We start from the raw sequence: 26965 nt of genomic DNA on the forward strand, positions 1-26965 counted from the left end.
CCTCTCGCCAGGTGCCCCGGCGCGGGGGCCCGGAGGAATGCGCCGGAACGGCCGGCTCCGGGGCGTGGGACCCTGGGAGGTGAGCATCGGCTCCAGGGCGGTCGGACAGGCGCCTCGGGAACGGCGCGGCGGGCGGTGCCGTGGCCGGTAGCCGCCATGGGGCCTGGCGAGGTCGGCGCGGGCCGGGTAGAGCTGCACATCGGCCCCGACCGACCCCTCACTCCCGGAGGTGCCCCATGGCCACAGACCGGCCGAGGAAAAGGACCGCATCGGGCAAGACCCGGTTCGACGACCTCTACGACCAGCCGGACCCGCGCGCCTACTTCCGCACCCTGGCGCCGTACGAGTACGAGATCCCGCACCACGCCCAGGCGGTCTTCCGCCGCACCCGCGACCTGCGCGCCCAGGTGCCCGGCAGCGGCGGCCCCGTCACGGTCCTCGACGTGTGCTGCTCCTACGGCATCAACGCGGCGCTGCTCAACCACGACCTCACCCTCGCCGACCTGTACGCCCACTACACCTCCGCGCGGACCGCGGCACTCACCCCGCACGAACTCGTCCAGTACGACAAGGAGTTCTACGCCTCGCGGCGGCGCGCGGACGCCACGCCGGTCATCGGGCTCGACGTCGCGGCGAACGCCACCCGCTACGCGCTGGAGGTGGGGCTCCTCGACGAGGCGTACGCCGAGGACCTGGAACAGCGTCCGCCCAGTGCCGAGCTGTGCCGCGCGGTCGCCCGCGTCGGGCTGATCACCGTCACGGGCGGTATCAGCTACCTCTCCCACCGCACGTTCGACGCGCTGCTCGGCTGTGCGCGCACCCAGGTGTGGGTGAGCGCGTTCGTGCTGCGGAGCGTGCCCTACGGCCGTATCGCGGCGACGCTGGCGGCGCACGGCCTGCGCACCGAGACGGACAGGTCGCGCACCTACCCGCAGCGGCTCTTCACCGGTCCCGAGGAGCGGCGGGACACCGTGCGGCAGGTGATCATGGCGGGTGAGGATCCGACCGGGCGCGAGTCCGAGGGGCGCTATCACACACGCCTGCACGAGTCCCGACCCCACCCGGACCGGCCCGGGCCCGCCGCCGATTGACCCGCGTGCCGGCCGAGTCCGGTGCCGGCTGATTCCGGTGCCGCCCGGGGCTCGACCGATGGACAAGCGCGGGCATATCGTGAAAACAGTGGCCGACTCGGACGTCAGGGGGGTCGCCATGGTGCAAGAGCTGCTGACAGCAGGCGCGGCGGTCGCCTCGGGCTGCCTGGTGTACGGGATGGCCGCGGCCCGGGTGATCAAGCAGTACGAGCGTGGTGTGGTCTTCCGTCTCGGCCGGCTCTCCGGACATGTGCGGGAGCCCGGCTTCACGCTGGTCGTCCCGTTCGTCGACCGGCTGCGCAAGGTGAACATGCAGATCGTGACGCTGCCGGTGCCCGCGCAGGACGGCATCACCCGGGACAACGTCACGGTGCGGGTGGACGCCGTCATCTACTTCAAGGTGGTGGACGCCGCCGAGGCGGTCGTGCGGGTGGAGGACTACCGCTTCGCGGTCTCGCAGATGGCGCAGACGTCGCTGCGCTCCATCATCGGCAAGAGCGACCTCGACGACCTGCTCTCCAACCACGAAAAGCTCAACCAGGGCCTGGAGTTGATGATCGACAGCCCGGCCATCGGCTGGGGCGTGCAGATCGACCGCGTCGAGATCAAGGACGTGTCGCTGCCCGAGACGATGAAGCGCTCGATGGCCCGCCAGGCCGAGGCCGACCGCGAGCGCCGGGCCCGCGTCATCAACGCCGACGCCGAACTCCAGGCCTCCAAGAAGCTCGCCGAGGCCGCGAAGGAGATGTCCACACAGCCCGCGGCGCTCCAACTCCGGCTGCTCCAGACCGTGGTGGCCGTCGCCGCCGAGAAGAACAGCACCCTCGTCCTGCCGTTCCCGGTGGAGCTGCTCCGCTTCCTGGAACGGGCCCAGCAACCCCCGGCGGCCGCCCCCGAGACCTCAGAGCGCCAACGCGTGGCGGACCCCGGGGCGACCGTCGAGCCGGACATCACCGACGGGCAGGAACCCGACACGGTCGAGCACAGTCCGTGAGCCCGGATGGTCGAACGTCGTGGCGGGTCGACCGGCCCGGCGACTGAACTGGCCGCCGGGGCCGGTCGATCCCCGCGCTACCTCGCGTCCCGGACCGTTCCGGTGATCACCGGTCCGCCGTCCTGCGGTTCCCCGTACTGGTCGTACACGAACAGCTGGGCCTTCAGGTGTTCGTCCGGCTCGCGCACCGTGTCCTTGATGGTCGGCACGCTCACCTCGACGCTCTTCTTGCCGGCGGGCAGGATGAGGAAGAGGGATTCGCCGTCCTTCCACATCTTGGAGAGCGCGCGCCCCGGGCGGGGTTTCTGGCCCGCCTCCTCCATGAGCCAGCGCGGATCCACGTCGAGCGTGGAGAGTTCGACGCCCCGGTCGACGGGCCGGAACGCGAGTCCCGCCATGAGGTCCACGTCGATGGGCTCCGCGAGCGTCATGCGCCACTTCAGCCGCTTGCCCTCGGTGACGCGGTCGGTGACGGGCTCAAGGGTCAGCTTGGGCATCGGGTCGTCGTTGCGTGCCGTCACGCCGCCGTGGTGGGACCCGATCACGGCGCCGCGCACCGCCTTGGCGAACGCGTCGTGCGGGACGTCATAGCCGTAGCGGGTGTCGCCCCGCACCTCGATCGGCACGTCGACGTCCGGGCCGCCCGGGCGTACCGGCACCGTGCGGTGGCCGACCTCCTCCGAGCCGGGCTTGGGCGCGAAGAGGCGGACCTTGCCGGTGCCCGAGCCGGTGACGCGGACCGGTACGTGGTGCGTGCGCACCCCGGAATCGCCCTCGTCGACGGTCAGCCGGCCGATGTCGACCCGGGCCAGCGCGGACTGCTTCACCGCGGGCGTCCCGGCCCGCCAGCCCCAGGCGTCCACCAGCCACGCCTTCCCGGAGCGGGTGCGCGGGGTGAGTTCGAGGGTCTTCACCCGCTTGAGGTCGAGCTTCGCCCGGACCTCGGCGGTCAGGGGCACGCGGACCTCGCGGCCCCAGTAGGAGGCGGTCCGACCGGTGCCCGGCAGCCCGTCGACGCGGACCCGGCCGAGCCCGGCGCGGTGCCCGGCGGCGTCCACGAGCGTGACGTCCAGCTGGGTGCCGGTGGTGTTGGGCGGCACGATCACGCGCAGCGCGAGGTTCTTGGCGCCCGCCAGCGACACCGGGCGGGCGGGGCTCACCCGTACCGGGGCGCCGGCCCGCGTCCAGCGCATCGCCACGGCGTCCCGGCCGGGCTCCGGCGAGACCTCCCAGCCCGCGAAGTGCGGTGAGCCGCCCGCCATGTCGGGCGGCAGGCAGGAGCGGGCGGCGTCCGGATGCACCTGGGCGCACAGCCGGCCGCCCGTGACGGTGGTCGAGGAGTCGGGCAGGAAGGCCTCCGTGCGGCGCGCGCCGACGGCGTGGCTCAGCACCCGCGCGGGGCCGGCCGAGGGAGCACGCCGGTTCGAGCCGTCGAGGAGGGGCCGCACCCGGTCGTCACCCCCGACGAACAGCCGTGCCGCCGCGGCTATGTACGTGGCGCCCGCGGTCTGCTGCTGCTTGGCGGTCAGGCGGGTCCTGCTGCCCGGCGAGCACACCCGGTCCCGGCCCCCGGTCTGGAAGTCGTCGTCGGCGGGCGCCTTGGCCTGCCCGGGAGTCCATTCGCTGTTGAAGAAGTTGTGGTTGGCGCCGACCATGTAGAGCGAGCTGTGCAGGGCGGTGCCGTTGCTGACGCGGCGCGTCCCGTCGGCGTAGAGCTGGCCCTGGAGGTCGGACACGTCTCCGTCGCAGCCGGGCAGGATCGTCGCGGAGGGCACGTCCGGGACGGGGTTCTGCCCGAAGATGGTGGGGCCTATCAGGACGTTGCCCCGTATCTTCCAGCGCACGGGGCCGTGGTAGCCGTCCTGGTCGGCGGGCGGGGCGTAAAGGCTGTCCAGGGCGGCCCGGTTGACGCCCTCGCCGCCGCGGGAGTGGCCGACCAGGAGCACCCGGTCCAGGTCCGCGGGCGCGGTGTCGCGGACCGCCGCCGGGGCACCGTCCCGCTTCTCGGCCCAGTCCGCCCAGTGGGCCAGGTGCAGGCGCACCAGCGAGGAGCGGGCCTGCGCGCCGGCGTCCTCGGCGAGGTGGTCCTGGCCGTTGATGCCGTTGGCGGCGATGGACACCGTGACATAGCCCTGGGAGGCCAGGAGCTTCTGGGCCTTCTGGTAACCGGACTGGCTCGGCACCGGCTTGGCGCCGCCCTTGCAGGGCCAGGAACCGTCCGCTCCGTCGCCGCCGCCGTAACAGGTGGCGTGCCGGCCGTGCAGGAACAGCGCCAGTGGCCGCTTGCCCGGGGCGTCGGCGGGGCCCACCACGTCGGCCTTCATCTCCACCGGCTGCGCGTAGCCGGGCAGCCGCACGGAGTCCAGGGTGTACGAGCCGCTGACGGTGCGGTAGCGGCCCGGCGTGCCGGGGTCGACCTCGTTCGCGGGCGCCGGGGCCGGCAGCGACACGGAGCGCGGGGCGTTCGGCTCCCGGCCGGTTCCCGCCTCGTCCAGGCGGCGGCCGCCGGCGACGACGCGCAGCTTCTTCGCCGCTCCGACGCGCGCACCGCCGAGCGGCAGCCGGAACGAGCGGCCGTCGCGGGCCGCTTCGGGCCGCCCGAGGAGCTTGTCCCCCGAGTAGAACTCGACGCGGGCGTCCCCCATGGGCACCGGCTCGGGCGCGGCCCAGACCAGTTCCCTGCCGTTGCCCTCGCCCACCACCCGCCAGCCGTGGGGAAGGCCGTCGTCGCTTCCCGGCGGGGTGGGCGACGCGGGGGGCCGGGCGTCGGCCGACGGCAGCGCCCGCGCCGCCCCCGGGGACGCCGCCGCGAGTGCGAGCATCGCGAGCGCCGTGGTCGCCACTCTTGAGACGCGTCTCAAAGTGGTCCTCCTCTGGATCACTGTCCTCAGAGCACAGAAACGAACTCATGTGCCCCTCTTGCTTCTTCGAGGACGGGAACCGGAGGCTTCGCGTTGCCTTGGCGCGCGTACGGACCGCAGGAGACCGGCAGGGCCGGATCCTGCTGTACGCGGCGGCGGACTCCCCTGCCAGGATGCGGTCATGCACATCTACGAAGAGCGGCTGAGTGTTCCCCGCTCCTGGTGGGCCCTGGTCGTCCTGGGCGGAGCCGGACTGGGGCTCGGGGCGATTCCCTTCGGACCGATCGTCGCGGTGACCGTGGCGGCGCTCGGCATCGCGGTGGCCTCCGCGATCGTGCACGCGCACGGCAGGGCGCGCATCCTGGTGACGCCGGGCTCCCTGGTCGTCGGTGAGCGGACCGTGCCCATCGAGGCGCTGGGCATGACGGAGATCCTGGACGAGCGGGAAGCCTTCGAATGGCGCACGGTCAAGGCGAACCCGTACGCGCTGCTGCTCCTTCGCTCCTACATCCCGACCGCCCTGCGCATCGAGCTGAGGAACGCCTACGGCGGCGCGCCCTACATCTACGTCTCGACGCGTCGGCCCATGAACCTCGCGGCGGTGCTCGCCTTCTCCCGAAGCTGACCGAACTGGCCGGAACTGACCGGAACGGACGGGAACGGACGGGAACCGGCCGGGGTCCAGCAGCTCACCGCTGGAGAGCGCGGACGTCGACATGCCCGTGCCCACCTTTTCTCGCTGGACCGATGGTCGGGGCGGGCGGGAAGGTGATCACGTGCAGAATCGAGAGACTGACTCCGTGGCCGGTTCCCGCTCCTCCCTCCTCTGGTACGCGCGTCCCGCCGCACGGGCGTGGACCTGCCCCCCTGCGCGGGCGGATGCCGGCGCCTTCCACCGCTCGCTGCCCGGTTACGCACCGACCGCGCTGCATGATCTCCCCACTCTGGCCGTCGAGTTGGGCGTAGGGCGGGTCTTCGTCAAGGACGAGTCGACGCGGCTCGGCCTGCCCGCGTTCAAGGCGCTCGGTGCCTCTTGGGCGATCCACCAAGTGCTGGCGCGGGCGGAGGACGGGCCGGCGGCATCCGGTGCGCGGCCGTGTCTGGTCACGGCCACCGACGGCAATCACGGCCGGGCGGTGGCCAGAACCGCCCGCCAACTGGGGTGCCGGGCCCGCGTGTTCGTCCCGGACGGCGTGCATCCGGCGGCCGTGGCCGCCATCGAGGGCGAGGGCGCCGAGGTCACCGTCGTGACCGGCCCCTACGACGCGGCGGTGGAACGGGCGGCGCGCGCCGCCGAGGCGCCGGATACGGTGCTCGTCCAGGACATGGCGTGGGACGGCTACGAGGAGATCCCGGCACTGATCGTCGAGGGGTACGCGACGCTGTTCGCCGAGATCGACGCCCAACTGGCAGCGGCGGGCGCCGGTGCGCCCTCCCTCGTCGCCGTCCCGGTGGGGGTGGGATCGCTCGCCCAGGCCGCCGTGACGCACTATCGCGGCCGACGCCCCCTGCCCGGGACCTCCCCCGCCCTCCTGTCGGTGGAGCCGCAGACGGCCGCCTGCGTGCTGGCGAGCCTGCGCGAGGGGCGGCTCACCGGCGTGACGACCGGCGCGACGGCGATGGCCGGCCTCAACTGCGGCACGCCCTCGGCGCTCGCCTGGCCCGTGCTGCGCGACGGTCTCGACGCGGCGGTCGCCGTCACCGACGCCGACAGCGCGACGGCCGTGCGGGACCTCGCGCGGCTCGGGGTCTCGTCCGGGCCCTGCGGTGCGGCCTCCCTCGCCGGGGTGCGCGCCGCCCTCGGCGGCGAGGGCGGTGCCGCCCGCCGGGCCGCGCTGGGGCTCGGGCCCGCCGGCACCGTCGTACTGATCAGCACCGAGGGCGCGGCCGCCAACCCCGCCGGCTGACACGGCACCTGGCTCCTTCCGCGGTCGCCGATCCGGAAGTCCGGGGCCTCGGTCGTGGCCTGATGGGCGGTCACCGATGATCCAGCGGCGATTTCCGGACGATGCGAGTGGTCGAAAAAAGAACCAATTTCACGTTCCCCCAGGTCAAAGGGTAGTTGGCGTTTATACCAGTGACGTTGGTCCATATGCTGGACAGGCGGCACGGCGCCGATCCACCGCCCCTGAGCTGCCCGAACGCCCGTGCGGGAACCGCCCACCGAACGCACACATCCGGAAATCGACCATCCGTATTGGCACTCACTCTGCGCACCGGCAAGACTCCCCACCGCAGTCACCAACCGCAACGAGTGAAGGAGAGATCACCATGCGTCGCACCCTCAGGACGATGGGAGCAGCCGCCGCGGCGGCCACCTGCGTCCTCGCCGCGACATCAGGTATCGCGCAGGCCGGGGCTCCCAAGCCGACGAGCCTCTTCGCGCCCTCGGTCCTGGTGCTCACGGTCGGTCAGGGCGAGGACGCCACCTCCGCGGCGGTCGAACGCGCCGTGACGCTCACCTGTGCACCGCGTCCCTCCGGCACCCACCCCTCGCCGGCGGCCGCGTGTGCCGAACTCGCCAAGGCGGAGGGCCAGTTCGGCCTCCTGGTGAACAACACGTCCGATGCTGTCTGCACCAAGGAGTGGCGGCCCGTCACGGTGACCGTCAGCGGGGTCTGGAACGGCAAGCACGTCGGCTGGTCCAGTACCTTCGCCAACCGGTGCATGATGAAGGCCGGACTCGGGGAGGGTGCCGCATTGACCTTCTGACGAGATCCGACCCTGATCCACACTCAGGGGAGTCCCGGTGACCTTTCGTGGGGGAAGGCAGCCGGGATGCGGGGCGGCCCCCGGTGTCCGAGGACACCGGGGGCCGTAGTGTGCGGCGGGCGGCGCGTCAGGCCGAGCTCCGCCCGCTCGGCGGCGGCGCCTGGGCGGCGCGTACGACGCCGTCCGCCTCCGCCCGGGCGATGGCTTGGTCGTCGTAGCCCGCCGCGCCGAGTACCTCTCGGGTGTCCGCTCCCGCGCCCCGCACCTCGGGCCGCACCCGCGCCGGCGTACGGGAGAGGGACACCGGGGAGGCGATCCCGCGGTGGTCGCCGTCCTCGACCACCAGACCGCGGTGGCGCACCTGCGGCGCGGTCAGCGCCTGCGCCACGTCGTGCACCGGCGAGGCCGGCACGCCCCGCGCGGTGAGCAGGGCGGCCAGCTCGGCCCGGGGGTGGGCCGCGACGGGCTCCTCCAGCGCGGCCCGCAGCTCCCCCTGGTGCCGCACGCGGTCCGGGTTGGTGCGAAAGCGGGGGTCGTCCGCGAGGCCGGGAACACCGAGTACGTCGGTGAGCGCGGCGAACTGCCGGTCGTTGCCGACCGCGATGAAGACCGGCCCGTCGGCGGCGGTGAAGGAGTCGTAGGGGGCGATGGTGGGATGTGCCGAGCCGGTGCGGCGGGGCACGGCGCCGCCCGCGAGCCAGGAGGCCGAGTGCGGGTGCAGGAGGCTGACGGCCGTGTCCAGGAGGGTGCAGTCCACGAGTTGGCCGAGGCCCGAGCGGTGGCGTTCGTGCAGGGCGAGCAGGATGCCGGAGAAGGCGAGGATGCCGGTGACCTGGTCGACGACCGGCACCCCGACGCGCAGGGGCGGCCCGTCCGGCTCGCCGTTGACGCTCATCAGACCGCCGTACGCCTGGAGCACCGCGTCGTAGCCGGGCTGCCCGCCGAGCGGGCCGTCGGTCCCGAAGCCGGTGACGCGGCAGTGGACGAGGGCGGGGAAACGGCGGCGCAGTTCCTCGTCGGGGTAGCCCCACTTGGCGAGCGTGCCCGCCTTGAAATTCTCCACGAGGACGTCCGTGTCGCGCAGCAGGGTGTCGAGGATCTCGCGCCCCGCGGGCAGCGACAGGTCGACGACGATGTTCTTCTTGGCCCGGTTGAGGTTCTGGTAGTAGGCGGAGGTGCCGGGAGCGACGAACGGCGGCCCCCAGCCCCGGGTCTCGTCGCCCGCCGGCGGTTCGACCTTCGTGACGTCGGCGCCGTGGTCGGCGAGCATCTGCGCGCAGTACGGCCCGGCCAGGACCCGGGACAGATCGAGCACCTTGAGCCCGGCGAGGGCGCCGTGGCCCGGCTCCTCCCGCTCCTCGGTCGACGCGAAGTCCATGGATCACTGCCCCAGTTCGTGCGTTCGACGGCCGGTCGGAATGCCGCGAGGCTAGGAGTCCGCAGGTCGGCGGGTCAAGAGCGGGCCGCTGCCGGTCGGGCGGATCGCCCCGTCAGTACGGGCGGTCCCCGGCGATCGCGACCCGCTCCGCGACCCGGCGGTGCGGCGCGTAGTCGTCGACGGCGTAGTGCTGGGTCGCGCGGTTGTCCCAGAAGGCGACGTCGCCGGCCTGCCAGTGGAACCGCACCTGGTACTCCGGCACATGGGCCTGTCGTACGAGGTGGCCGAGGAGCCGGTCGCTCTCCGCGCGCTCCATGCCGACGATGTGGGTGGTGAAGGACGTGTTCACGAAGAGCGTCCGGCGCCCGGTCTCCGGGTGGGTGCGCACCACGGGGTGGGTGACGGGCGGGAAGCGGTCCTGGAGCGGGGCCAGCCGTTCGGGACCGTAGAAGCGGGCGAAGCCGGGGATGAAGTCGTGCACGGCCCGCGCCCCTTCGATGCGCTCTTTCACGTCGTCGGCGAGATTGTCGTACGCGGCGGCCATGTCGGCCCACATCGTGTCCCCGCCGAACGGCGGCACCTCGCGCAGCTGCAACACCGCGCCGAGGGCCGGGCACCGGCGGAAGGTGACGTCCGCGTGCCAGACGTTCTCGTACGTGGGGACGGCGCCGGCTCCCTTGTCGAAGCGGACGACGTCCTCGGCGGAGCCGCCGGCGAGCAGCGGGTTGGTCTCCAGTTCGCCCCAGTTGCGGGCGAAGGCGCGCTGCTGCCCGGTGGTGAGGTGGGCGCCCCGGAAGAAGAGCACCTTCCACTCCAGGAGGGCGCGGTTCAGCTCGTCGCGCAGGGCGGGCGCGAGGGGCCGCGCGAGGTCGGCGCCGCGGATCTCGGCGCCGATGAGCCGGCCGAGGGGCGTGACGTCGATCAGTTCGTACGGCCGCTCCTGCCACCCCTTCGGCAGGCGGCGCAGGGTGCGGCGGCCTTCATACATGCCGTCGGCGGGCACGCGGGCCTCGCGCAGGACGGCGGTCGGGGGCTGGGGGACGCGGTCGGTGACGGCCATGGGGTGGGATCCTTCGGGGCGCGGTGCCGGACAGGGGTGACGGAGCGGTTCCGTACGGCTAACGGCCCGAGCGCTCGCACCCGCGCCGCCACGGGACGCCGAACGTCCGTGCTGCGGCGGTCAGGTGCTGGATCATGGTCGTCATTGTGGGCCGCGTGGCGCCCCGGGTCAACCGATCGCGGGCGGCGCTTCAGCCGTGCCGGCGCGGCACCCCGAGCACTCCCCCGTACTCGTAGATGCCCTTGTTGAGTGCGGTGGCGCCGAGATAAGGCACGAGGTCCGGGTCGACCGGCGCGAGGGGCGGCTGGGTGGCGTCCGGGCGCCAGTCGACGAGGTTGACGAGGCCCGGCTCCAGGGGTTCGAGGCCGTCGAGCAGCGCGTCGACCTCCGCGGGGGTGCGGGTCTGCCAGGGGACGCCGCCGCCGGAGATGTGCGCGGTCATCGCCGCGCCCCGGGCCGGGTCGTCGGCGACGACCTGGGAGAAGCCGATGAGGCTGCCGGGGGCCGCCCGGTCGATGACGGTCCGCAGGACGCGGGAGGGTTCGTCGGCGTCGGTGAGGTGGTGGCCGACGGAGAGGAAGAGCACCGCGACCGGCTCGTCGAAGTCGATCAGGCGCCGCACGTCGGGGTGGTCCAGGATCGCCTCCTGATCGCGCATGTCCCCGTGGATCACGGTGGTGGAGGAGTCGTCGGCGAGCAGCGCGCGGCCGTGCGCGAGGACGATCGGGTCGATGTCGACGTAGACGACGCGGGCGTCGGGGGCGAAGCGCCGGGCGACCTGGTGGACGTTGGCGTCGGTGGGCAGACCGCAGCCCAGGTCGATGAACTGGCGGATGCCCGCCTCGCGGGTCAGGTACCGCACGGCACGGAAGAGGAACTGGCGGTTCTGCCGGGCGATGTCGACGCACTCGGGGAACGACGGCAGGGTGGAGAGCAGGAAGTCGCGGTCCACCTCGTAGTTGTCCTTGCCGCCCAGCATCCAGCCGTAGGCGCGGGCCGAGGTCGGGATGTCGTAGGGGATGGACGGACTCGGCGGCGTGGCCGCCGTCCCGGACCGGTTGTCACTGTCCACAGCGCGCTCTCCACCTCTCCCGCGGGGTTCGCGGAACGTGTGCCGTCGGCGTGACACTATCCGGTGATCCACGTTCGGGTGAACTGCTCACGAGAACTCCAACGGAGGCGTGTCGAGCGGTGGTTGGGGACGCGGGTGGCCGCATCCCCGGCGGGCGGCGGCCGGGGTGTGCCGTGGTGTGCGCCACCCGCCCGCCCTTCGGGCCGCCGCATGGCGCATGATCGTGGCAGTGAGCCATCCGCACCACTGGATCCCGTTCCACCCCAGAGAGGACCTCCCCATGGAAGACCGCTTCGACGTCGTCGTGCTCGGAGCAGGACCCGGCGGCTATGTGGCCGCCATCCGCGCCGCCCAGCTGGGCAAGCGGGTGGCCGTCGTCGAGGAGAAGTACTGGGGCGGTGTCTGCCTGAACGTCGGCTGCATCCCGACGAAGGCGCTGCTGCGCAACGCCGAGCTGGCCCACCTCTTCACGCACGAGCAGAAGACGTACGGCATCGAGGTCGAGGGCCAGGTGTCCTTCGACTACGGCGCGGCGTTCAGCCGCAGCCGCACGGTCGCGGACGGCCGCGTCAAGGGCGTCCACTTCCTGATGAAGAAGAACGGCATCACGGAGTTCGACGGCCGCGGCACCTTCCTGGACGCGAACACGCTCCAGGTGGCGAAGTCCGACGGCACGACCGCCACGATCGGCTTCGAGAACTGCGTCATCGCCACCGGTGCCACGCCCCGGCTGCTGCCCGGCACCTCGCGCAGCGAGCGCGTGGTCACCTACGAGGAGCAGATCCTCGCCGATTCCCTGCCGAGCTCCATCGTGATCGCGGGCGCGGGCGCGATCGGCATCGAGTTCGCGTACGTGCTGCACAACTACGGCGTGAAGGTGACGATCGTCGAGTTCCTGGACCGCGTCGCGCCGCTGGAGGACGCGGATGTGTCCAAGGAGCTGGCGAAGCAGTACCGCAGGCTCGGCATCGACGTGCTGACCTCCACGCGCGTGGAGTCCATCGACGAGTCGGGCGAGCAGGTCCGGGTGACCGTCACCGGCAAGGACGGCAAGGAGCAGGTCCTGGAGGCCGACAAGGTCCTTCAGGCCATCGGTTTCGCGCCGAACGTCACCGGCTACGGCCTGGAGGCGACGGGCGTGGCGCTCACCGAGCGCGGCGCGATCGACGTGGACGGCCGCTGCCGCACGAACGTGCCGCACATCTACGCCATCGGTGACGTCACGGCGAAGCTGATGCTGGCGCACACCGCCGAGGCCATGGGCGTGGTCGCCGCCGAGACGATCGGGGACGCCGAGACGATGGAACTCGACTACCCGATGATCCCGCGCGCCACCTACTCGCAGCCGCAGATCGCGAGCTTCGGCTGGACCGAGGCGCAGGCCAAGGAGAAGGGCTTCGACGTCAAGGTCGCCAAGTTCCCCTTCCAGGCCAACGGCAAGGCGCACGGCCTCGGTGACACCGTCGGCTTCGTCAAGATCGTCAGTGACGCGAAGTACGGCGAGATCATCGGCGCCCACCTGATCGGCCCCGACGTGACCGAACTGCTGCCGGAACTGACCCTGGCCCAGCAGTGGGACCTGACCGTCCACGAGGTGGCACGCAACGTCCACGCGCACCCGACGCTGGGCGAGGCCGTCAAGGAAGCGGTGCACGGCCTGGCCGGACACATGATCAACTTCTGACGGTACGGGGGCGCCCGCGCCGCCGGAAGCGGGCCCGGCACGGGCGGGCTGGGACCGGCCCCGGACCCCGCCCGTGCACGTCCGTCAGGTCAGTCGGTGGGCCGCCAGTCGCCGAGCCAGTCGGCCCGCTCCTGCGCGGCGGCCTGGGCGTCGGTCAGGTGCGGGCGCTCCCCGCTGGGGCCGCCCGCGCCGGGGCCGGTGTTCTTGTACTCGGCGAAACGGTCGTCCTTCCACGAGAAGCCGCCCATGTCGGTCCACGGGGCCGTCTTGACGGCCGCGCCCAGCTTGCTGTCGCGGATGGTGGCCTGCGGGTCGAGGCTCGCGTCGCCCCCGGCGTGCCAGGGGCGGCCGAGGTGGAAGCTGCGGGCGGTGACGTCACCGTCGACGGTGGTGCGGGTGACGAGGAAGCCCTTGCGCCCGGCCGGGGTGCTGGGCGCGGTGACGTATCCGGCCGAGGTCCCGTTCCAGCGCTTCTTCAGGGTGAGGATGGACTTGTCGATGACCGCGGTGGCGCGGCCGAAGACGAAGTCGGTGTTGCCGATGACGTAGGAGTCGGTGAGCAGGACCCGGCCCGTCCTGTCCTTGGCCGCCGTGTCGAGCAGCAGGGTGTCCTGGTCGCCGCTGACGATGAGGTCGGCCAGGCGGATCCGGTCGGCGGCGGTGCGCAGCGCGACGGCCTGCTGGCCGTCCAGGTGCTGGTTGCGCGCCTCGTCGAAGTCGTTGGAGACGGTGAGGTTGCGGGCCTGGAAGTCGTCGGCCTCGACGGCGACCGTGGCGCTGCCGCCGGTGCCGTACGTACCCGATCCGTCGGGTTTGGCCATGCCGGCGGCGTGGCCCTCGACGATGACGGTGTCCTTGCGGCTGCGGCCGGTGCCCTCGAACGTGACGTGCGGCTTGTTCGCGGGGACCTTCACCGTCTCGCGGTAGGTGCCGGGGGCGATCCGGATCACGACCCGCGAGGTGTTGCCGGCGGGAACGGCGTCGACGGCCTTCTGGACGCTCGTGTACTGGCCGCTGCCGTCCTTGGCCACGGTGAGGGCGCCGGCCGCGGTGGCCTTGCCGCTGTCGTCGGTGCCGAGCGAACTCCTCGGCCCGGTACCGGACTTCAGGAGGGCGGGCAGCGCCGCGGCCTTGTCCAGGCGGTAGGAGTAGTACCGCTTCGGGTCGAAGGCGGTGCCGCCGCTCTCGTTGCGGCCGCTGGTGCGGGAGAAGACGTTGCCCCGCTGGACGAGGGCGGCGGTGCCGTCCTTGATGACGGGGTTGTTCATGCCCTCGAAGTAGCTGTTCTCCAGGACCATCTTCGTGCTGCCGCGCGCGTAGTTGCCGTAGGACGAGGTGATGCGGGTGCCCGGGTCGTCCTGGAGGTAGTTGTTGTAGAGGTGCGCGTGCGCGACGTTGTCGGTCGAGGGGTTGCGCTGCTCGGTCTCGCGGAACCAGTTGTGGTGGATCGTCAGGTCCGCGGTCGTGTGCTCGGTCCAGCCGATGCCGAACGTCTTGTTGTTGTCGCTGAGCCTGTTCCACGACACCGTCACGTACGTGGTGTCCTTGCGGCTGTCGATCAGCCCGTCGGCCATGTGCCGCAGGTCGTTGTGGTCGATCCAGACATGGTGCGCGCCGTCCATCTGGATGGCGTCCCAGTCGTGCTCCTTGTCGTTCCAGATGCCGTGGTACGCGTCACGGATCGTGAGATTCCGGATGATCACGTTGTGCACGCCCTGGCCGAGGAAGAAGCCGCCGCCGACGATCTGCCCCGAGGTGCCCGCGCCCACGATCGTCTTGTCGGAGGCGACCTTGATCTCCTTGCCCTTGGGGTCCATCGGGATCGTGGCGGCCACCACGATGACGTAGGGCTCGGGGGCGGTCGCGTACTTCTCCAGGTCGGTGAGGTTGCGTACGGTGACCGTCCTCCCGTCCCGCCCGCCGTAGGTCCCCTTCTGGCCGAGCGCGTGGACCGACGCGAAGCCGTCGGCGATGTCGTCGGCCCAGGCCGGTGCCGGGGCGGCCGCCGCCTTGGGCCGCGCGTCCTCGCCGAACACCCCGAAGACCGTGCCATAGGCGAGGACCCCCGCGGCCGCCAGCACCGTCGGGGCGCCCACCAGAAGCACCTTCTTCTTTCTGCGGTGCCGCGCCTTGCCGCGGCTGTGCTGCTCAGTCATGGGTCGCTTCCCGTCTGTACGTACGTGGAGCGCCCGTGGATCACGGGCCGCTGAGCAGTCGCCGCGGGGCGCACAAAGGTTGCCGTTCCTTTTGATCTTTCGCCTGATCTTTCGCCGCGGACAGTCGCCTCTCACCGAAGACGGGTGGCCCCTCAGCGAGGACGGGCGGGGACGGTGGCACCGCCCTGGGCCGGGACGGAGCCGGTCGGCGCGCAGTGCTCGGCCACGGTGTCGGCGAAGGCGCGGGCCAGCGGGCCGAGCGCGTCCCAGCGGCGTACCGCCCAGCCGACCGAGAGCGGCGGCAGACCCGGCACCGGGATCATGCGCAGGCCCGCGGGGGCGGGGCCCCGCGAGTCGGGCAGCGCGGGCACGACCGCCTGCCCGAGGCCCAGCTCCGCGAGGAGCACGGCCGTGTCCCAGTCGGCGACACTGGTCCCGGCCGGCAGCACCACGCCCAACTCGCCGAGACGGGCGTCGAGATGGGCACGCGAGGTCGAGTTCACCGGCGGCGTGATGAGCCGGCAGGCGGCCACGTCTGCGGGTTCGACGCAGGGCCGCCCGGCGAGCGGGTCGTCGGCGCGGACGGCGAGGACCCACGGCAGGTCCACGACGGGCCGCTGTTCGATGCCGCGCACGGGCTCCCCGAGCGTGATCCAGGCGAGGTCGAGGTCGCCGGCGGCGAGCGCGTCGAAACAGCCGCTGCTGGAGCTCACCGTCTGGAACTCCAGGCCCACGCGTGGGTAGCGTCGGCGGAAGTCGACGACGCCTTCGGCCATGAAGTGGCGCACGGAGGTGGCCCCGGTGGTGATCCGCACCGCGCCGCCGTCCCCGCGCGCCTGCTCCCGAAGGCGCCGCACCGCGAGGTCGATGCCGCCGATGCCCTCAGCGGCGGCGGCCCGCAGGACCCGGCCGGCCGAGGTGGGCACCACGCCCCGCGCGTGCCGCTCCAGGAGGCTGACGCCCAGCTCCTTCTCCAGCCGTTTGACGTGCTGGCTCACGGCCGACTGCGTACAGGTGAGGTCGCGGGCCACCGCGCTGAGGCTGCCCGCGCGGCACACGGCCACGAAGACACGGAGATCATCGAGAGTCACGGGGACCGAAGCTACCGCCTGACCGGACCCCAAGTGAAGCCAATACTTGGGGAGATGCAAGAAAACCCGAGGATTGACTTGGGTATGTGCCGGGCCCAAGATCGTTGTCGGCCCGGGCGGCGACCCGGTGACGGGCGTCGACCCGGGGTCCACCGGACTCCGGGGCCCGGGCCGCGCCCCTCTGCGGAAGGTGATGTGTGGAAGCGCTCGAAATGGTGGCCGTCGCGGCCGCCGGTGTCGCGGCCGGCGGGATCAACGCGGTGGTGGGGTCCGGCACGCTCATCACCTTCCCCACCCTGCTGGCCTTCGGCCTGCCCCCCGTACTGGCCAACGTGTCGAACAACCTCGGCCTCGTGCCGGGCACCCTCAGCGCCGCGTACGGCTACCGCCGCGAGATGAAGGGGCAGCGCGGGCGTCTGCTGCGGTTCGGCGCGGCTTCCCTCATCGGCGGCCTGATCGGCGCGCTGCTGCTCCTGAAGCTGCCCGCCGACGCCTTCCAGGCGGTGGTGCCGGTGCTGATCCTGACGGCCTGCGTGCTGGTGCTGCTCCAGCCCCGGCTCGGCCGGCGGCTCAAGGAGCGCGAGGGCCGGGGCAGGCGGGACGGCGGCGTGCCGCTGTGGTGCGGCGTCCTCGGCGCCGGCGTCTACGGCGGTTACTTCGGCGCGGCCCAGGGCGTGCTGCTCATGGGCCTGTTCGGCGCCTTCCTCCTGGACGACCTGCAGCGCCTGAACGCCGTGAAGAACGTCCTCGCCTCGCTCGTCAACGGCGTCGCGGCGGTCGTCTTCGTCGTGGTCGCCGACATCGACTGGACGGCGGCGGGCCTCATCGCCGCCGGCTCCACGGTGGGCGGGCTCGTGGGCGCGCGCTACGGCCGCCGCCTGCCGCCGGCCGCCCTGCGCGGCTTCATCGTCATCGTGGGCGTCGCGGCCTCGACGGCCATGATCTTGAACTAGGGGGGTGTGCCGCGAGGTCCCGGACAGCGCGCGGGCGCCGGGCCCGCGCGCGGCCCGCTCCTTCCGGCCGCCCCCCTCACCGCGCCGGCACCCCCGATGGTTTATCGTTGAACATGAAGCGGCCCCGGCTGAGATTCCCCCGTCCGGCCGGGGCCGCTTCGCTGCCCCGTCGCGGCCGTCCTCCCCTTTTTCACGCCTTCGTGGGCGAATATGCCGAGCGCACCTCGTGGCACCCGGCCGGGCGGCATCATGCGCCCATGGACGGTGCCAAGCCTGTGCAGGTCTTGTTCACGCCCGAGGAGTACGCCGCGATCGTGGACCACGCGGACCGGCTCGGGATGCCGGTCGCGGAGTTCGTACGCCACGCGGCGACCGTCCACATCGAGAACCACCCCGACACCCCGGTCCCCGAGGCCCGGCGCGGGGCCGGCGTGCCGCCCGTGCAGCGGGGCCTGGGGGCCGGGCGCAAGGTCGCGCTCCAGCGGTTCCTCGACACCCTGGCCGCCACGGCCGAGCCCAAGGAGTGAGCGCCCGGGATCAGGACAGGTCCAGCTCGGGCCGGTAGAGGTCGAGCCAGAGCGCGAGGTCCAGGGTGCGCTCCAGGCCGCGTCGCGACGCCTGGGTGATCTGCGGCGCCTCCCGCTCGGCGGCCCGCGCCGCCCGCTCCCGGTCCACGAGCCCGAAGACCGGGTGGTCCGGCCCGGCGAGCAGATCCTTGACATGCCCCTGGAGCGCGGTGGCGTACTTGGGGTCCTGTGTGGAGGGGTACGGGCTCTTCACCCGGTCGTACACCGACCTGGGCAGCACATCGGCGGTCGCCTCGCGCAGCAGGCTCTTCTCCCTGCCGTCGAAGGACTTCAGCGCCCAGGGCGTGTTGTACACGTACTCGACGAGGCGGTGGTCGCAGAACGGCACGCGCACTTCGAGCCCCACGGCCATGCTCGCGCGGTCCTTGCGGTCGAGCAGGACGCGGACGAAGCGGGTCAGGTGCAGATGGCAGATCGTGCGCATCCGGTACTCGAAGTCGCTCTCGCCGTCCAGGCGGCGGACGCCCTCCACGGCGCCCGCGTAGCTGTCCTTGACGTACGCGGACAGATCGAGCGCCGCGGTCAGGTCGGGGCGCAGCACGTCGGAGTCGTCGCCGAAGTGGTCCGTGAACCGCACCAGCCAGGGGAACGTGTCGGCCGTGCGCGCCGTTTCGTCGAAGAACTGCAGGTAGCCGCCGAAGACCTCGTCCGCGGACTCCCCGGAGAGCGCGACGGTGGAGTGCTCGCGGATGGCACGGAAGAGGAGGTAGAGGGAGGCGTCCATGTCACCGAAGCCCATGGGGAGGTCCCGCGCCCGGATCATCTTGGCGCGCACCTCGGGGTCGGCGAGCGCGTCCGAGTCCAGGACGATGTCGCGGTGCTCGGTGCCCGCCGCCTTCGCCACGTCGTGCACGAAGGGGGTGTCGGGCGTGCCGCGCAGTTCGTCGGCGACGAAGTTGTCCGCCTGGCCGACGAAGTCGACGGCGAAGCTGCGCACCGTCTCGCCCGACTCGGCCAGCTGCCGCGCGGCGAGGGCCGTCATCGCCGACGAGTCGAGGCCGCCGGAGAGCAGCGTGCAGCGCGGCACGTCCGAGACGAGCTGGCGGCGGACGATGTCCTCCAGGAGTTCGCGCACCTTGGCGATGGTCGTGTCACGGTCGTCGGTGTGCGGCCTGGTCTCCAGGGACCAGTACACGCGCCGGCGCAGCCCCGCGCGGTCGACGGTCACCACGGTGCCGGGCTCGACCTCGCGCATGCCGTCCCACACGGCGTGGCCGGGGGTCTTGACGACGGTGAACAGCTCGCGCAGTCCGTCCCTGGTGACGCGGCGCCCGGCCAGCGGATTGGCGAGGATCGCCTTGGGCTCGGAGCCGAACAGGACGCCGTCCGGCGTCTCGTAGTAGTAGAAGGGCTTGATGCCCATGCGGTCGCGGACCATGACGAGCTTGTCGTGCCGGGCGTCCCAGACCGCGAACGCGTACATGCCGTTGAGCCGCTCGGCGAGGGCCTCGCCCCACTCCAGGTAGCCGCGCAGGACGACCTCGGTGTCGGAGTCGGTGGCGAAGGGGTGGCCGCGGCGCGCCAGTTCGCGCCGCAGCTCGGTGAAGTTGTAGGTCTCCCCGGAGTAGACGAGGGCGACGGTGCCGGTCGGCGTCTCGGCCGTCATGGGCTGGCGGCCGCCGGGCAGGTCGATGATGGCGAGCCGGCGGTGGCCGAGCGCGGCGGGACCCTCCGTCCACGTGCCGCGGTCGTCGGGTCCCCGGCAGGACATCGTCTCCGTCATGGCGTCCAGGGTGGTGGACGCGGCCGTCAGGTCACGGTCGAAGGAGACCCAGCCGGTGATGCCACACATGTCGTTCCTCCCGGTCGATGAATTAGTTGTATCTAGCACCTACATAGGGATCCTGTGCCCGCGAAGGCGTGCGGTCAACACACCGGGGGTCTCGCGACGGCTCGACCCGCATGGTTTCGGCCGGACTTTGCCAAGGCCAGAGGGTGCCTCATGGCCCGTTCCGACTCCCCGGCTCCCCCGAGCAGGGACGCTCGGACGGGCGCGGAAGGAAAAATTCCGGCCACGGGCAAAGTCTTGTCAACGGCCGCCCGACTCCCGGCCGGACACGTCAGCGAGGAGTCAGGAAGGCCTGCACCGCAGGCGCGTACCGGTCGGTGATCTCGGTGATCGCCGCGGCCCGCAGCCGCGGGCCGCGCGCGATGCCGTACATGACACCGAGCCCGAGCAGCATGCCCGCGGCCAGCTCGGCCCGCAGCCCCGCGTCCGGTCCGGAGAGCCGATCGGTCAGCCGCTGGACCACCTGGGCGCGGAAGTCGGCGCGCAGGATGTCGCCGCGCTCGCCGTGGAGCGGGGCGAAGACGATGCGCAGGATGGGGTCGGCGCCCCGCTCGGCCTGGCCGGTCAGCAGGTGGTGGACCATGTGCCGCCCGAGACCCGGGAGGGGCGCGTCGAAGAACGTCTCGGCGTCCGCCGCGAAGGACATGACGTGCGCGAACAGGGCGTCCTTGTTGCCGAAGTACTTCAGGACCAGCGGCGCGCTCACCCCGGCGCGGTCGGCCACCGCCTTGAGGGTGATGTCACCGTACGCGTGACGCGCGAGGAGGTACCGCGCGGCGCGGGTGATCGCCTCCTTGGTTTCCTCGGAGCCCCTGCGGCAGCCGGCCGGCGGAGGCGCGAGGGCACGCGGCGCCTCCGCGGCCCCGGCGCGCGCACCTGCCCCGGACGCCTCCCCCCGCACACTCTCCACACTTTCCACACTCTCCGCGATGACGTGTCTTCTCCCCACGGACACATTCCTTCCACGGTCCCCTCCTGGACGAAACCGCTTGCCCGGGGCGCGCGAATCGCCGGAAATCGGGATGGCCGCCATGAAGCTCCCCCGCCACCACGAGGTGAATGGAAATTCACCATAGCGGGTGAAGGGGTGTCCACCGCCCGGAAGTTGGCATGTGCCGGGAGCGCATGCCTGCCGTTCCCCGGGAATGCGTGCCGTGCGCAACCGGCCATTGCGGAGGACCGTTTCTGCCGCGGGAGGCCCGCTTCGGACGGCTTCGGTCATACTGCCGCCCATGAACCGACTCCGCATCGGCCTGGTGGGCACCGGGCCCTGGGCCACCACCACGCACGCCCCCGCCCTGGCCGCGCACCCCGACGTCGACTTCAGCGGTGTGTGGGGCCGCCGCCCGGAGGCCGCCGCCACGCTCGCCTCCGCACACGCGACGACGGCGTACGCGGACGCGGACGAACTGTTCGCGGCCAGTGACGCCGTGGCGTTCGCGGTGCCGCCCGATGTGCAGGCGCCGCTGGCCGCGCGGGCCGCGGCGGCGGGATGCCATCTGCTGCTCGACAAGCCGGTGGCCACCACGCCGGACGCCGCGCACCACCTCGCACGGGCCGTCGAACGCGCCCAGGTGGCGTCGGTGGTGTTCTTCACGCTGCGCTTCGCCCCGGACAGCTCCGCCTGGCTGGCCGAACAGGTCGCCCTCGGCGGCTGGTTCACCGGGCGCGCCGACTGGTACGGCTCGTTCTACACCCCCGACGGGGGCGCCGCGTTCGACTCCCCGTGGCGGGCGAGCCGCGGCGGCCTGTGGGACGTGGGCCCGCACGCCCTGTCGATGCTGCTGCCGGTCCTCGGGGACGTCACCGACGTGACGGCGGCGCCGGGGCCCGGCGACACGGCCCATCTCATCCTGCGGCACACCGGCGGCGCGTCCAGCACGGCGGCGCTGAGCCTGACGGCGCCGGAGAAGTGCGCGGGCCTCGCGATGGAGCTGCGGGGCGAGCACGGCATCGCGGCGCTGCCGTCCTGGGAGGGCGCGGACGAGGCGTTCCGCAACGCGATCGACGCCCTGGTCGCGGCCGCGCGCACCGGCACGGCACACCCGTGCGACGTCCGGTTCGGGCTGCGGGTCACCCAGATCCTGGCACGGGCACAGGAGCGGATCGCCACCGCGTGAGCGACCCGGGACGACCGCGGGCGGTCGGTACCGTGGCCGCTACGTAATGGCGAGTGACGGCACCGACCGCAGCCGGTGGACCCACCAGACCGACCGGGGAAGGAGCTCCGCGCGGTCCCGCGTCGCCCTGTTTCCAACCACACGGATCGGAATACGAACAACCGTCCCACACGCTTCCCACATCGGCCCGAGGGGCCTGGGGGGAACCCAATGCCGGGGAATTTCAGCCATTCTCAGGCTCCCCGGACAAGATGCCCCACTGTTGTGCCCGCGCACTCGCCGACGATCAAACCTGCAGGCCGACGAGGTCGCGCACTCCATGATGCCGCAGTGTCTGATCGTTTTCTTCGGGCAATGTTTACTACCAAAGAAGCTGTGAATATTTAGACTGATCACGCTCCAACTCGGCGTGCACCAAGAGGGATTACCCACCATGAACAAGACGGCGCTCCGCGCTCTGCTCCGCGAACGACGCGCCCTCATTGCCCCCGAATCGCATGGCTTCTCCCGGCCGAGCGGTCAGGGGCGGCGGGCTCCCGGTCTGTCGCAGCACCAGGTCGACCAGTTGCTGCACCGCACGTTCGGGACGTACCACCGTCTCGAATCCGGCAACTACCCCAATCCGCCGACCTCCCTGCTGCGGGATGTGGCGCGCCTCTTCGGGCTCAACGAACAGGAGTGGGTCTCCCTCAACCGCTACGCGCTGCTCCAGGACCCGCCCGGCCCGCTCCATCTCTCCTCGGGCAAAGAGGTCCCCGGCGTATGGCAGGAGGCGGTCGACGGCATATCCCACATGGCCTACGTCACCGACGCGTCCTGGGACATGCTCGCCTACAACGAGCCCCTCAACGCCATGTTCCCCGCGGGCAACGTCCCCGGCAACGTGATGCGTTGGATGGTTCTCGACCCCGACGGCCGCCGCGCCCTCATGGACTGGCACGGCGCCTGGGCCCCGATGGTCCTCCCCCAGCTGCGGGCCGCCCTCGCCTCCAGACCCGAGGACGACACCCTCCTGCAGATCGAGAAGGAGGTGCTCGCGGAACCCGAGACCGCCGACCTGTACCGCACAGGCGTCTCCTACCCCCACCCCGACGGGGACGAGCGCCCCTTGCTCCATCCCGAACTGGGGCCCGGCTGGGTCACCATGTGCACGGCGCAGCCCATGACCGCGCCCGGCGCGCGTCTGATGATCCTGGTGTTCCACCCCGGCGAAATGCGCTCCCACCGGCGCTCGCCGATGCTCCGCGCCCTGTGAGCCCCACAGGCCCCACAGGCTTCACTGCCCCCACAAACTCCGCAGGTCCTTGAGGGTCTTCCCCTCACATTCGTCGCAAGACGGCTTCGTGACGGTGAAGTACGTTGTGCCGCACCCGTACGTCCTCACGAGCCCTGTCGGAGCCGCCCTGTGCCCGCTTACGTCTCCAGACCGCAGACCGTCGTCGGTGACCACAAGGTCACCACAGCGGAGATAGCCGACGACATACGCGCCCACCACGCCGGCCACCCCCGCCTGCGGGCGATCCTGCGCGTGGTGGAGAACTGCGGCGTACGGACCCGTAATTTCAGCCGCCCGCTGGCCGCCCCCACCGTGTCGGGTGCGGCCGACATCGGCGAGCGCGCCCGCGCCGCGTTCACCGACGCGCTCACGATGGCCGAACGCGCCGCTTTGGCCGCGCTGGACACCGCGGGCCTTGAGGCCCGCGACATCGACGCGATCGTCACGACCCACAGCACCGGCTGGTCCGTCCCGAACCTCGACGTCAACCTCATCGCACGGCTCGGCCTGCGCCCCACGGTCCGGCGCATCGCGCTCACCACGCTGGCCTGCCCGGGCGGCACCCACTGCCTCATGCGGGCGGCCGAACTCGTCGCGGCGCGCCCCGGCAGCAAGGTCCTCGTCGTGGCGGCCGAGGTCATCTCCAGCGTCTATCACCACGCCGACACCGGCATCGAAGCGATGATCTACAAAGCCCTCTTCGGGGACTCCGCGGCCGCCGCGGTCGTCACCGATGTCCCGCTGGGTCCGGGGCTCGCGATCGAGGACTCCTTCGAGTACGTCCTGCCGGACAGCCTCGACCGGCAGCGCGGCCGGATCTCCCCGGACGGCTTCCACTTCGACTCGACCAAGCAGGCCCTCACCGCCGCCGACGACGTACTGCCCGCGCTCACCGCATGGGTCGGCGCGCGGCCGGTGGACTTCGCCGTCATCCACCCCGGCAGCCCGCGCATCATCACCGACACCGCCGCCTCGCTCGGCCTGGACGCCCACGCGGCGCGGCACTCCACGGACACCCTCACCGACGAGGGGAACCTCGGCGGGGTGAGCATCCTGCGCGTCATCGAGCGCACGCACGGCGGGCCGCCCGCCGACGGCGCTTCCGGCATCGCGGTGGCCTTCGGCCCCGGCTTCTCCATGGCGGCGCTGCGCTGCCACTGGCGCTCCTGACCCTCGCCGCGCCGCCGATATTCGCTTGCCGCCCCTTGGCCGCCCCTGTTGAAGTGACGGAATGGATCACGCAGCGGCGCTGGCCGCGTACGACCGGCAGATCAGGCGCGACGCGCGAAGCGACAGTCCTGGTACCCGCGTCGAGCGGGTCGGCGGCATCGTCCGCCAGACGGGGTCCGAGCACGACTGGAACGGTGTCCTGTGGGCGGACATCGACGTGACGACGGCGGACGCGGCGATCGCGGAGCAGATACGGCACTACACCGCCGCCCGCCGCGCGTTCGAATGGAAGCTCCACTCCTACGACCGCCCCGCTGATCTGGCCGGGCGGCTCCTCGCCGCGGGGTTCGTGGCCGAGCCGACGGAGACCGTGATGGTCGCCGAGGCGCAGGGGCTGCCGGCCGGGCCGGAGCTGCCCGAGGGCGTGCGGCTGCTGCCGGTGACGGACGCGGCGGGCGTCCGGCTCATGGCCGAGGCCCATCTGGCGGCGTTCGGCGAGGGCGACGCCGCGCTGAGCGAGCGGCTCGCCCAGCGGGTGCTCGCCCAGCTGGCCGAAACGCCCGACGAGATCGTCGCGGTGGTCGCGATGGCCGGTGACCGTCCGGTGTGCGGCGCCCGGATGGAGTTGCGCCCCGGCACCGACTTCGCCGGACTCTGGGGCGGCGGCACCGCACCCGGGTGGCGCGGCAGGGGCATCTACCGCGCGACGGTGGCCCACCGCGCCCGGATCGCCGCCGAGCGCGGCTACCGCTACCTCCAGGTCGACGCCTCCGACGACAGCCGCCCGATCCTGGACCGGCTGGGCTTCGCGACGCTGTGCACGACCACCCCGTACGTGTACCAGCCGTGAGACGGGCCCCGCCTCCCGCCGCGGCGGACGGGAGGCGGGGCACGCGGGGTGCCGGTTGCTTCAGCGGATCGGCATGCCCGAGAGGGTCCGCGCGATGACCAGGCGCTGGATCTCGCTCGTGCCCTCGAAGATGGTGTAGATCGCGGCGTCGCGGTGCATGCGCTCCACCGGGTACTCGCGGGTGAAGCCGTTGCCGCCGAGGATCTGCACGGCCTGCGCGGTGACCTTCTTGGCGACCTCGCTCGCGTAGAGCTTCGACATCGAGCCCTCGGCGGACTCGAACTTCTTGCCCGTGCTCGCCATCCACGAGGCGCGCCACACCAGGAGGCGTGCCGCGTCGATCTGGGTGCGCATGTCGGCGAGCTGGAAGGCCACGCCCTGGTTGTCGATGATCGGGCGGCCGAACTGCGTGCGCGTCTTGGCGTACTCCAGGGCCTCTTCGTACGCGGCGCGGGCCGTGCCCACCGCCATCGCGCCGACGGCCGGGCGGGACGCCTCGAAGGTGGCCATCGCCGCGTTCTTCACGCGCTCACCGCCGGACTTGGCGCGCTCCCGGGCGCGGGCGAGGCGCTCGTCCAGTTTCTCCTTGCCGCCCAGCAGGCAGTGTCCGGGGACGCGTACGTCCTCCAGGACCACCTCGGCGGTGTGCGAGGCGCGGATGCCGTGCTTCTTGAACTTCTGGCCCTGGGACAGTCCCGGTGTCCGGGGCGGGACGATGAAGGAGGCGTGCCCCTTGGAGCCCAGCTCGGGGTCGACGACCGCGACGACGACGTGGACGTTGGCTATGCCGCCGTTGGTCGCCCAGGTCTTCGTGCCGTTCAGGACCCACTCGTCCTTGGCCTCGTCGTAGACGGCACGGGTGCGCATGGCGGCCACGTCGGACCCCGCGTCCGGCTCGGAGGAGCAGAAGGCGGCGACCTTGACGTCGGCGGCGTCGCCGTACATCTGCGGGATCCAGGTGCCGATCTGCTCCTCGGTGCCGTTGGCGAGCACCCCGACGGCGGCCAGGCCCGTGCCCATGATGGACAGGCCGATGCCCGCGTCGCCCCAGAAGATCTCCTCGGTGGCCATCGGGATGCCGAGGCCCGTCGGGTCGAAGAACTGCTGGGCGTAGAAGTCCAGGGAGTAGATGCCGAGCTTCGCCGCCTCCTGGATGATGGGCCAGGGAGTCTCCTCGCGCTCGTCCCACTCGGCGGCCGCGGGGCGGATCACCTCGGCGGCGAACCCGTGGAGCCAGTCCCGGACCTCCTTCTGTTCGTCGTTGAGCTCCATGGTGAACTCGGCCATGACCCCTCCAGGACCAGCGATCAACTGCGGCGTTACTAGCGGTAACGAAAGTCTGTTACCGGCCAGTAGTCCGTGTCAACCTCCGGCAGCCCGTTCGATGCCCGCCGCCCGCCAGGTGTTACGTTGCGCGTGCGGCACGCAATCGCACGGGGCGGGGAGAAACGCTATGGAGACCACACAGCGGAACGATCAGCACAAGTCCGCCGAGCACCGGCGGCGCGAGCTGCTGGAGGCCGCGGACCGGGTGGTGCTCCGTGACGGCCCCGGCGCCTCCATGAACGCCATCGCCGCGGAGGCGGGCATCACCAAGCCCATCCTCTACCGCCACTTCGGCGACAAGGGCGGCCTGTACGCCGCCCTCGCCAAGCGGCACACGGACGCGCTCCTCGAAGCCCTGCGCGCCGCCCTGGACGCCCCCGCCGAACGCAGGGAGCGCGTCGAGGCGACGCTCGACACCTACCTCGCGGCGATCGAGGCCCGCCCGCAGGTGTACCGCTTCCTGATGCACCCCTCCGAGGCCCCCTCCCCCGGCGAGCAGGGCTTCGACGTCGGTCTGCACTCCGCCCCCGTCCTGCGCCGCCTCGGCGAGGAGCTGGCGGAGGTCATCGAGGAGCGCGTCGACCTCGGCCCCGACGGCGCCCAGCTGGCCCGGGTGTGGGGGCACGGCATCGTCGGCATGATGCACGCGGCCGGCGACTGGTGGCTCGGCGAACGACCCTGCTCGCGCGAGCAGTTGGTGCGCAGCCTGGCGGATCTGCTCTGGGGGCGCCTGGCCGCCGCGGGCAACCGCGTCGGCGGGCCGGGCTTCTGAGCGGGCGTCCGCCCCGGCGCTCG

22 protein-coding genes are annotated in these 26965 nt (G+C 72.2%); 13 read left to right on the top strand and 9 right to left on the bottom strand.

The genetic code is table 11. The features are described from left to right. Positions 1-236 precede the first annotated feature (236 nt). Together ACZ516_RS12250 and ACZ516_RS12255 are read left to right on the top strand one after the other, a co-directional pair. Positions 237-1091, top strand: coding sequence for a hypothetical protein (locus ACZ516_RS12250; RefSeq protein ID WP_358584621.1), 855 nt, complete (start codon positions 237-239; stop codon positions 1089-1091). Positions 1092-1209: 118 nt separating this feature from the next. After that, positions 1210-2085 (top strand): slipin family protein, encoded by an 876-nt coding sequence (locus tag ACZ516_RS12255; RefSeq protein WP_469010463.1) that lies wholly within the window; start codon positions 1210-1212, stop codon positions 2083-2085. A 77-nt stretch (positions 2086-2162) separates the two neighbouring features. On the opposite strand, the gene ACZ516_RS12260 is transcribed toward ACZ516_RS12255, so the two are convergent. Beyond that, on the bottom strand, positions 2163-4907 hold the full coding sequence (locus ACZ516_RS12260) for an alpha/beta hydrolase (protein ID WP_469010464.1): 2745 nt from the start codon (positions 4905-4907) through the stop codon (positions 2163-2165). A 220-nt stretch (positions 4908-5127) separates the two neighbouring features. On the opposite strand from ACZ516_RS12260, the gene ACZ516_RS12265 reads away from it, so the two are divergent. The 3 genes from ACZ516_RS12265 (at position 5128) to ACZ516_RS12275 (ending at position 7658) form a co-directional block, all read left to right on the top strand. Next, complete coding sequence (locus ACZ516_RS12265) at positions 5128-5571, top strand: DUF3093 domain-containing protein (RefSeq protein WP_361085244.1); 444 nt, start codon at positions 5128-5130, stop codon at positions 5569-5571. A 151-nt stretch (positions 5572-5722) separates the two neighbouring features. After that, entirely contained in the window at positions 5723-6853 is a 1131-nt protein-coding gene (locus ACZ516_RS12270) for a diaminopropionate ammonia-lyase (RefSeq protein WP_469009930.1), read from the top strand. Between the two features lie 364 nt (positions 6854-7217). Further along, on the top strand, positions 7218-7658 hold the full coding sequence (locus tag ACZ516_RS12275; RefSeq protein ID WP_469009931.1) for an SSI family serine proteinase inhibitor: 441 nt from the start codon (positions 7218-7220) through the stop codon (positions 7656-7658). Positions 7659-7785: 127 nt separating this feature from the next. On the opposite strand, the gene ACZ516_RS12280 is transcribed toward ACZ516_RS12275, so the two are convergent. The 3 genes from ACZ516_RS12280 to ACZ516_RS12290 all read right to left on the bottom strand — a co-directional run bounded on the left by ACZ516_RS12280 (position 7786) and on the right by ACZ516_RS12290 (position 11168). Beyond that, positions 7786-9036, bottom strand: a complete 1251-nt coding sequence (locus ACZ516_RS12280; RefSeq protein WP_469009932.1) for a CaiB/BaiF CoA transferase family protein — start codon at positions 9034-9036, stop codon at positions 7786-7788. A gap of 112 nt (positions 9037-9148) precedes the next feature. After that, positions 9149-10024 carry a TauD/TfdA dioxygenase family protein gene (locus ACZ516_RS12285; protein WP_358698423.1) on the bottom strand — a complete coding sequence of 292 codons (876 nt, stop codon included), beginning with the start codon at positions 10022-10024 and terminating at the stop codon, positions 9149-9151. 262 nt (positions 10025-10286) lie between these two features. Next, on the bottom strand, positions 10287-11168 hold the full coding sequence (locus ACZ516_RS12290) for an SAM-dependent methyltransferase (protein ID WP_361082250.1): 882 nt from the start codon (positions 11166-11168) through the stop codon (positions 10287-10289). A 280-nt stretch (positions 11169-11448) separates the two neighbouring features. On the opposite strand from ACZ516_RS12290, the gene lpdA reads away from it, so the two are divergent. After that, positions 11449-12852, top strand: coding sequence for a dihydrolipoyl dehydrogenase (lpdA, locus tag ACZ516_RS12295; RefSeq protein WP_469009934.1), 1404 nt, complete (start codon positions 11449-11451; stop codon positions 12850-12852). An 89-nt stretch (positions 12853-12941) separates the two neighbouring features. Here the strand turns inward: lpdA and ACZ516_RS12300 are convergent, their stop codons facing one another. Continuing rightward, entirely contained in the window at positions 12942-15008 is a 2067-nt protein-coding gene (locus ACZ516_RS12300; protein ID WP_469009936.1) for a pectinesterase family protein, read from the bottom strand. A gap of 152 nt (positions 15009-15160) precedes the next feature. Next, positions 15161-16099: a LysR family transcriptional regulator gene (locus ACZ516_RS12305; RefSeq protein WP_469009938.1), complete on the bottom strand. Its 939-nt coding sequence runs from the start codon at positions 16097-16099 to the stop codon at positions 15161-15163. A 197-nt stretch (positions 16100-16296) separates the two neighbouring features. Between ACZ516_RS12305 and ACZ516_RS12310 the strand changes: the two genes are divergently transcribed. Together ACZ516_RS12310 and ACZ516_RS12315 are read left to right on the top strand one after the other, a co-directional pair. Beyond that, positions 16297-17052, top strand: a complete 756-nt coding sequence (locus tag ACZ516_RS12310) for a sulfite exporter TauE/SafE family protein (RefSeq protein WP_469009939.1) — start codon at positions 16297-16299, stop codon at positions 17050-17052. 257 nt (positions 17053-17309) lie between these two features. Continuing rightward, positions 17310-17579 (top strand): plasmid mobilization protein, encoded by a 270-nt coding sequence (locus tag ACZ516_RS12315; RefSeq protein ID WP_361082242.1) that lies wholly within the window; start codon positions 17310-17312, stop codon positions 17577-17579. A 10-nt stretch (positions 17580-17589) separates the two neighbouring features. On the opposite strand, the gene asnB is transcribed toward ACZ516_RS12315, so the two are convergent. Together asnB and ACZ516_RS12325 are read right to left on the bottom strand one after the other, a co-directional pair. Then, positions 17590-19431, bottom strand: coding sequence for an asparagine synthase (glutamine-hydrolyzing) (gene asnB, locus ACZ516_RS12320; protein WP_469009940.1), 1842 nt, complete (start codon positions 19429-19431; stop codon positions 17590-17592). Positions 19432-19699: 268 nt separating this feature from the next. Continuing rightward, positions 19700-20329: a TetR/AcrR family transcriptional regulator gene (locus ACZ516_RS12325; RefSeq protein ID WP_467466519.1), complete on the bottom strand. Its 630-nt coding sequence runs from the start codon at positions 20327-20329 to the stop codon at positions 19700-19702. Between the two features lie 331 nt (positions 20330-20660). On the opposite strand from ACZ516_RS12325, the gene ACZ516_RS12330 reads away from it, so the two are divergent. The 4 genes from ACZ516_RS12330 (at position 20661) to ACZ516_RS12345 (ending at position 24844) form a co-directional block, all read left to right on the top strand. Continuing rightward, positions 20661-21548, top strand: a complete 888-nt coding sequence (locus tag ACZ516_RS12330) for a Gfo/Idh/MocA family protein (RefSeq protein WP_469009942.1) — start codon at positions 20661-20663, stop codon at positions 21546-21548. A 433-nt stretch (positions 21549-21981) separates the two neighbouring features. Then, positions 21982-22803 carry an MmyB family transcriptional regulator gene (locus ACZ516_RS12335; protein ID WP_469009943.1) on the top strand — a complete coding sequence of 274 codons (822 nt, stop codon included), beginning with the start codon at positions 21982-21984 and terminating at the stop codon, positions 22801-22803. Positions 22804-22953: 150 nt separating this feature from the next. Beyond that, positions 22954-23994 (top strand): PhlD, encoded by a 1041-nt coding sequence (locus ACZ516_RS12340; RefSeq protein WP_469009945.1) that lies wholly within the window; start codon positions 22954-22956, stop codon positions 23992-23994. A gap of 61 nt (positions 23995-24055) precedes the next feature. Beyond that, the gene (locus ACZ516_RS12345) at positions 24056-24844 is read left to right on the top strand and encodes a GNAT family N-acetyltransferase (protein WP_469009946.1); all 789 of its coding nucleotides are present in this window, start codon (positions 24056-24058) and stop codon (positions 24842-24844) included. 60 nt (positions 24845-24904) lie between these two features. Here the strand turns inward: ACZ516_RS12345 and ACZ516_RS12350 are convergent, their stop codons facing one another. Next, positions 24905-26131, bottom strand: a complete 1227-nt coding sequence (locus ACZ516_RS12350; RefSeq protein WP_469009948.1) for an acyl-CoA dehydrogenase family protein — start codon at positions 26129-26131, stop codon at positions 24905-24907. A gap of 166 nt (positions 26132-26297) precedes the next feature. Here ACZ516_RS12350 and ACZ516_RS12355 point away from each other — a divergent pair, with 166 nt between their 5' ends. Next, positions 26298-26942 (top strand): TetR/AcrR family transcriptional regulator, encoded by a 645-nt coding sequence (locus ACZ516_RS12355; protein WP_358587348.1) that lies wholly within the window; start codon positions 26298-26300, stop codon positions 26940-26942. The last annotated feature ends 23 nt before the right edge of the window (positions 26943-26965 follow it).

The sequence above is a fragment of the Streptomyces sp. NPDC034037 genome (assembly GCF_055575715.1).

Coding starts and splice junctions, on each gene's coding strand:
- ACZ516_RS12250 (WP_358584621.1), top strand. CDS start 237: ATGGCCACAGACCGGCCGAGGAAAAGGACCGCATCGGGCAAGACCCGG.
- ACZ516_RS12255 (WP_469010463.1), top strand. CDS start 1,210: ATGGTGCAAGAGCTGCTGACAGCAGGCGCGGCGGTCGCCTCGGGCTGC.
- ACZ516_RS12260 (WP_469010464.1), bottom strand. CDS start 4,907: ATGCTCGCACTCGCGGCGGCGTCCCCGGGGGCGGCGCGGGCGCTGCCG.
- ACZ516_RS12265 (WP_361085244.1), top strand. CDS start 5,128: ATGCACATCTACGAAGAGCGGCTGAGTGTTCCCCGCTCCTGGTGGGCC.
- ACZ516_RS12275 (WP_469009931.1), top strand. CDS start 7,218: ATGCGTCGCACCCTCAGGACGATGGGAGCAGCCGCCGCGGCGGCCACC.
- ACZ516_RS12280 (WP_469009932.1), bottom strand. CDS start 9,036: ATGGACTTCGCGTCGACCGAGGAGCGGGAGGAGCCGGGCCACGGCGCC.
- ACZ516_RS12285 (WP_358698423.1), bottom strand. CDS start 10,024: ATGTATGAAGGCCGCCGCACCCTGCGCCGCCTGCCGAAGGGGTGGCAG.
- lpdA (WP_469009934.1), top strand. CDS start 11,449: ATGGAAGACCGCTTCGACGTCGTCGTGCTCGGAGCAGGACCCGGCGGC.
- ACZ516_RS12300 (WP_469009936.1), bottom strand. CDS start 15,008: ATGACTGAGCAGCACAGCCGCGGCAAGGCGCGGCACCGCAGAAAGAAG.
- ACZ516_RS12315 (WP_361082242.1), top strand. CDS start 17,310: ATGGACGGTGCCAAGCCTGTGCAGGTCTTGTTCACGCCCGAGGAGTAC.
- asnB (WP_469009940.1), bottom strand. CDS start 19,431: ATGTGTGGCATCACCGGCTGGGTCTCCTTCGACCGTGACCTGACGGCC.
- ACZ516_RS12330 (WP_469009942.1), top strand. CDS start 20,661: ATGAACCGACTCCGCATCGGCCTGGTGGGCACCGGGCCCTGGGCCACC.
- ACZ516_RS12335 (WP_469009943.1), top strand. CDS start 21,982: ATGAACAAGACGGCGCTCCGCGCTCTGCTCCGCGAACGACGCGCCCTC.
- ACZ516_RS12345 (WP_469009946.1), top strand. CDS start 24,056: ATGGATCACGCAGCGGCGCTGGCCGCGTACGACCGGCAGATCAGGCGC.
- ACZ516_RS12350 (WP_469009948.1), bottom strand. CDS start 26,131: ATGGCCGAGTTCACCATGGAGCTCAACGACGAACAGAAGGAGGTCCGG.
- ACZ516_RS12355 (WP_358587348.1), top strand. CDS start 26,298: ATGGAGACCACACAGCGGAACGATCAGCACAAGTCCGCCGAGCACCGG.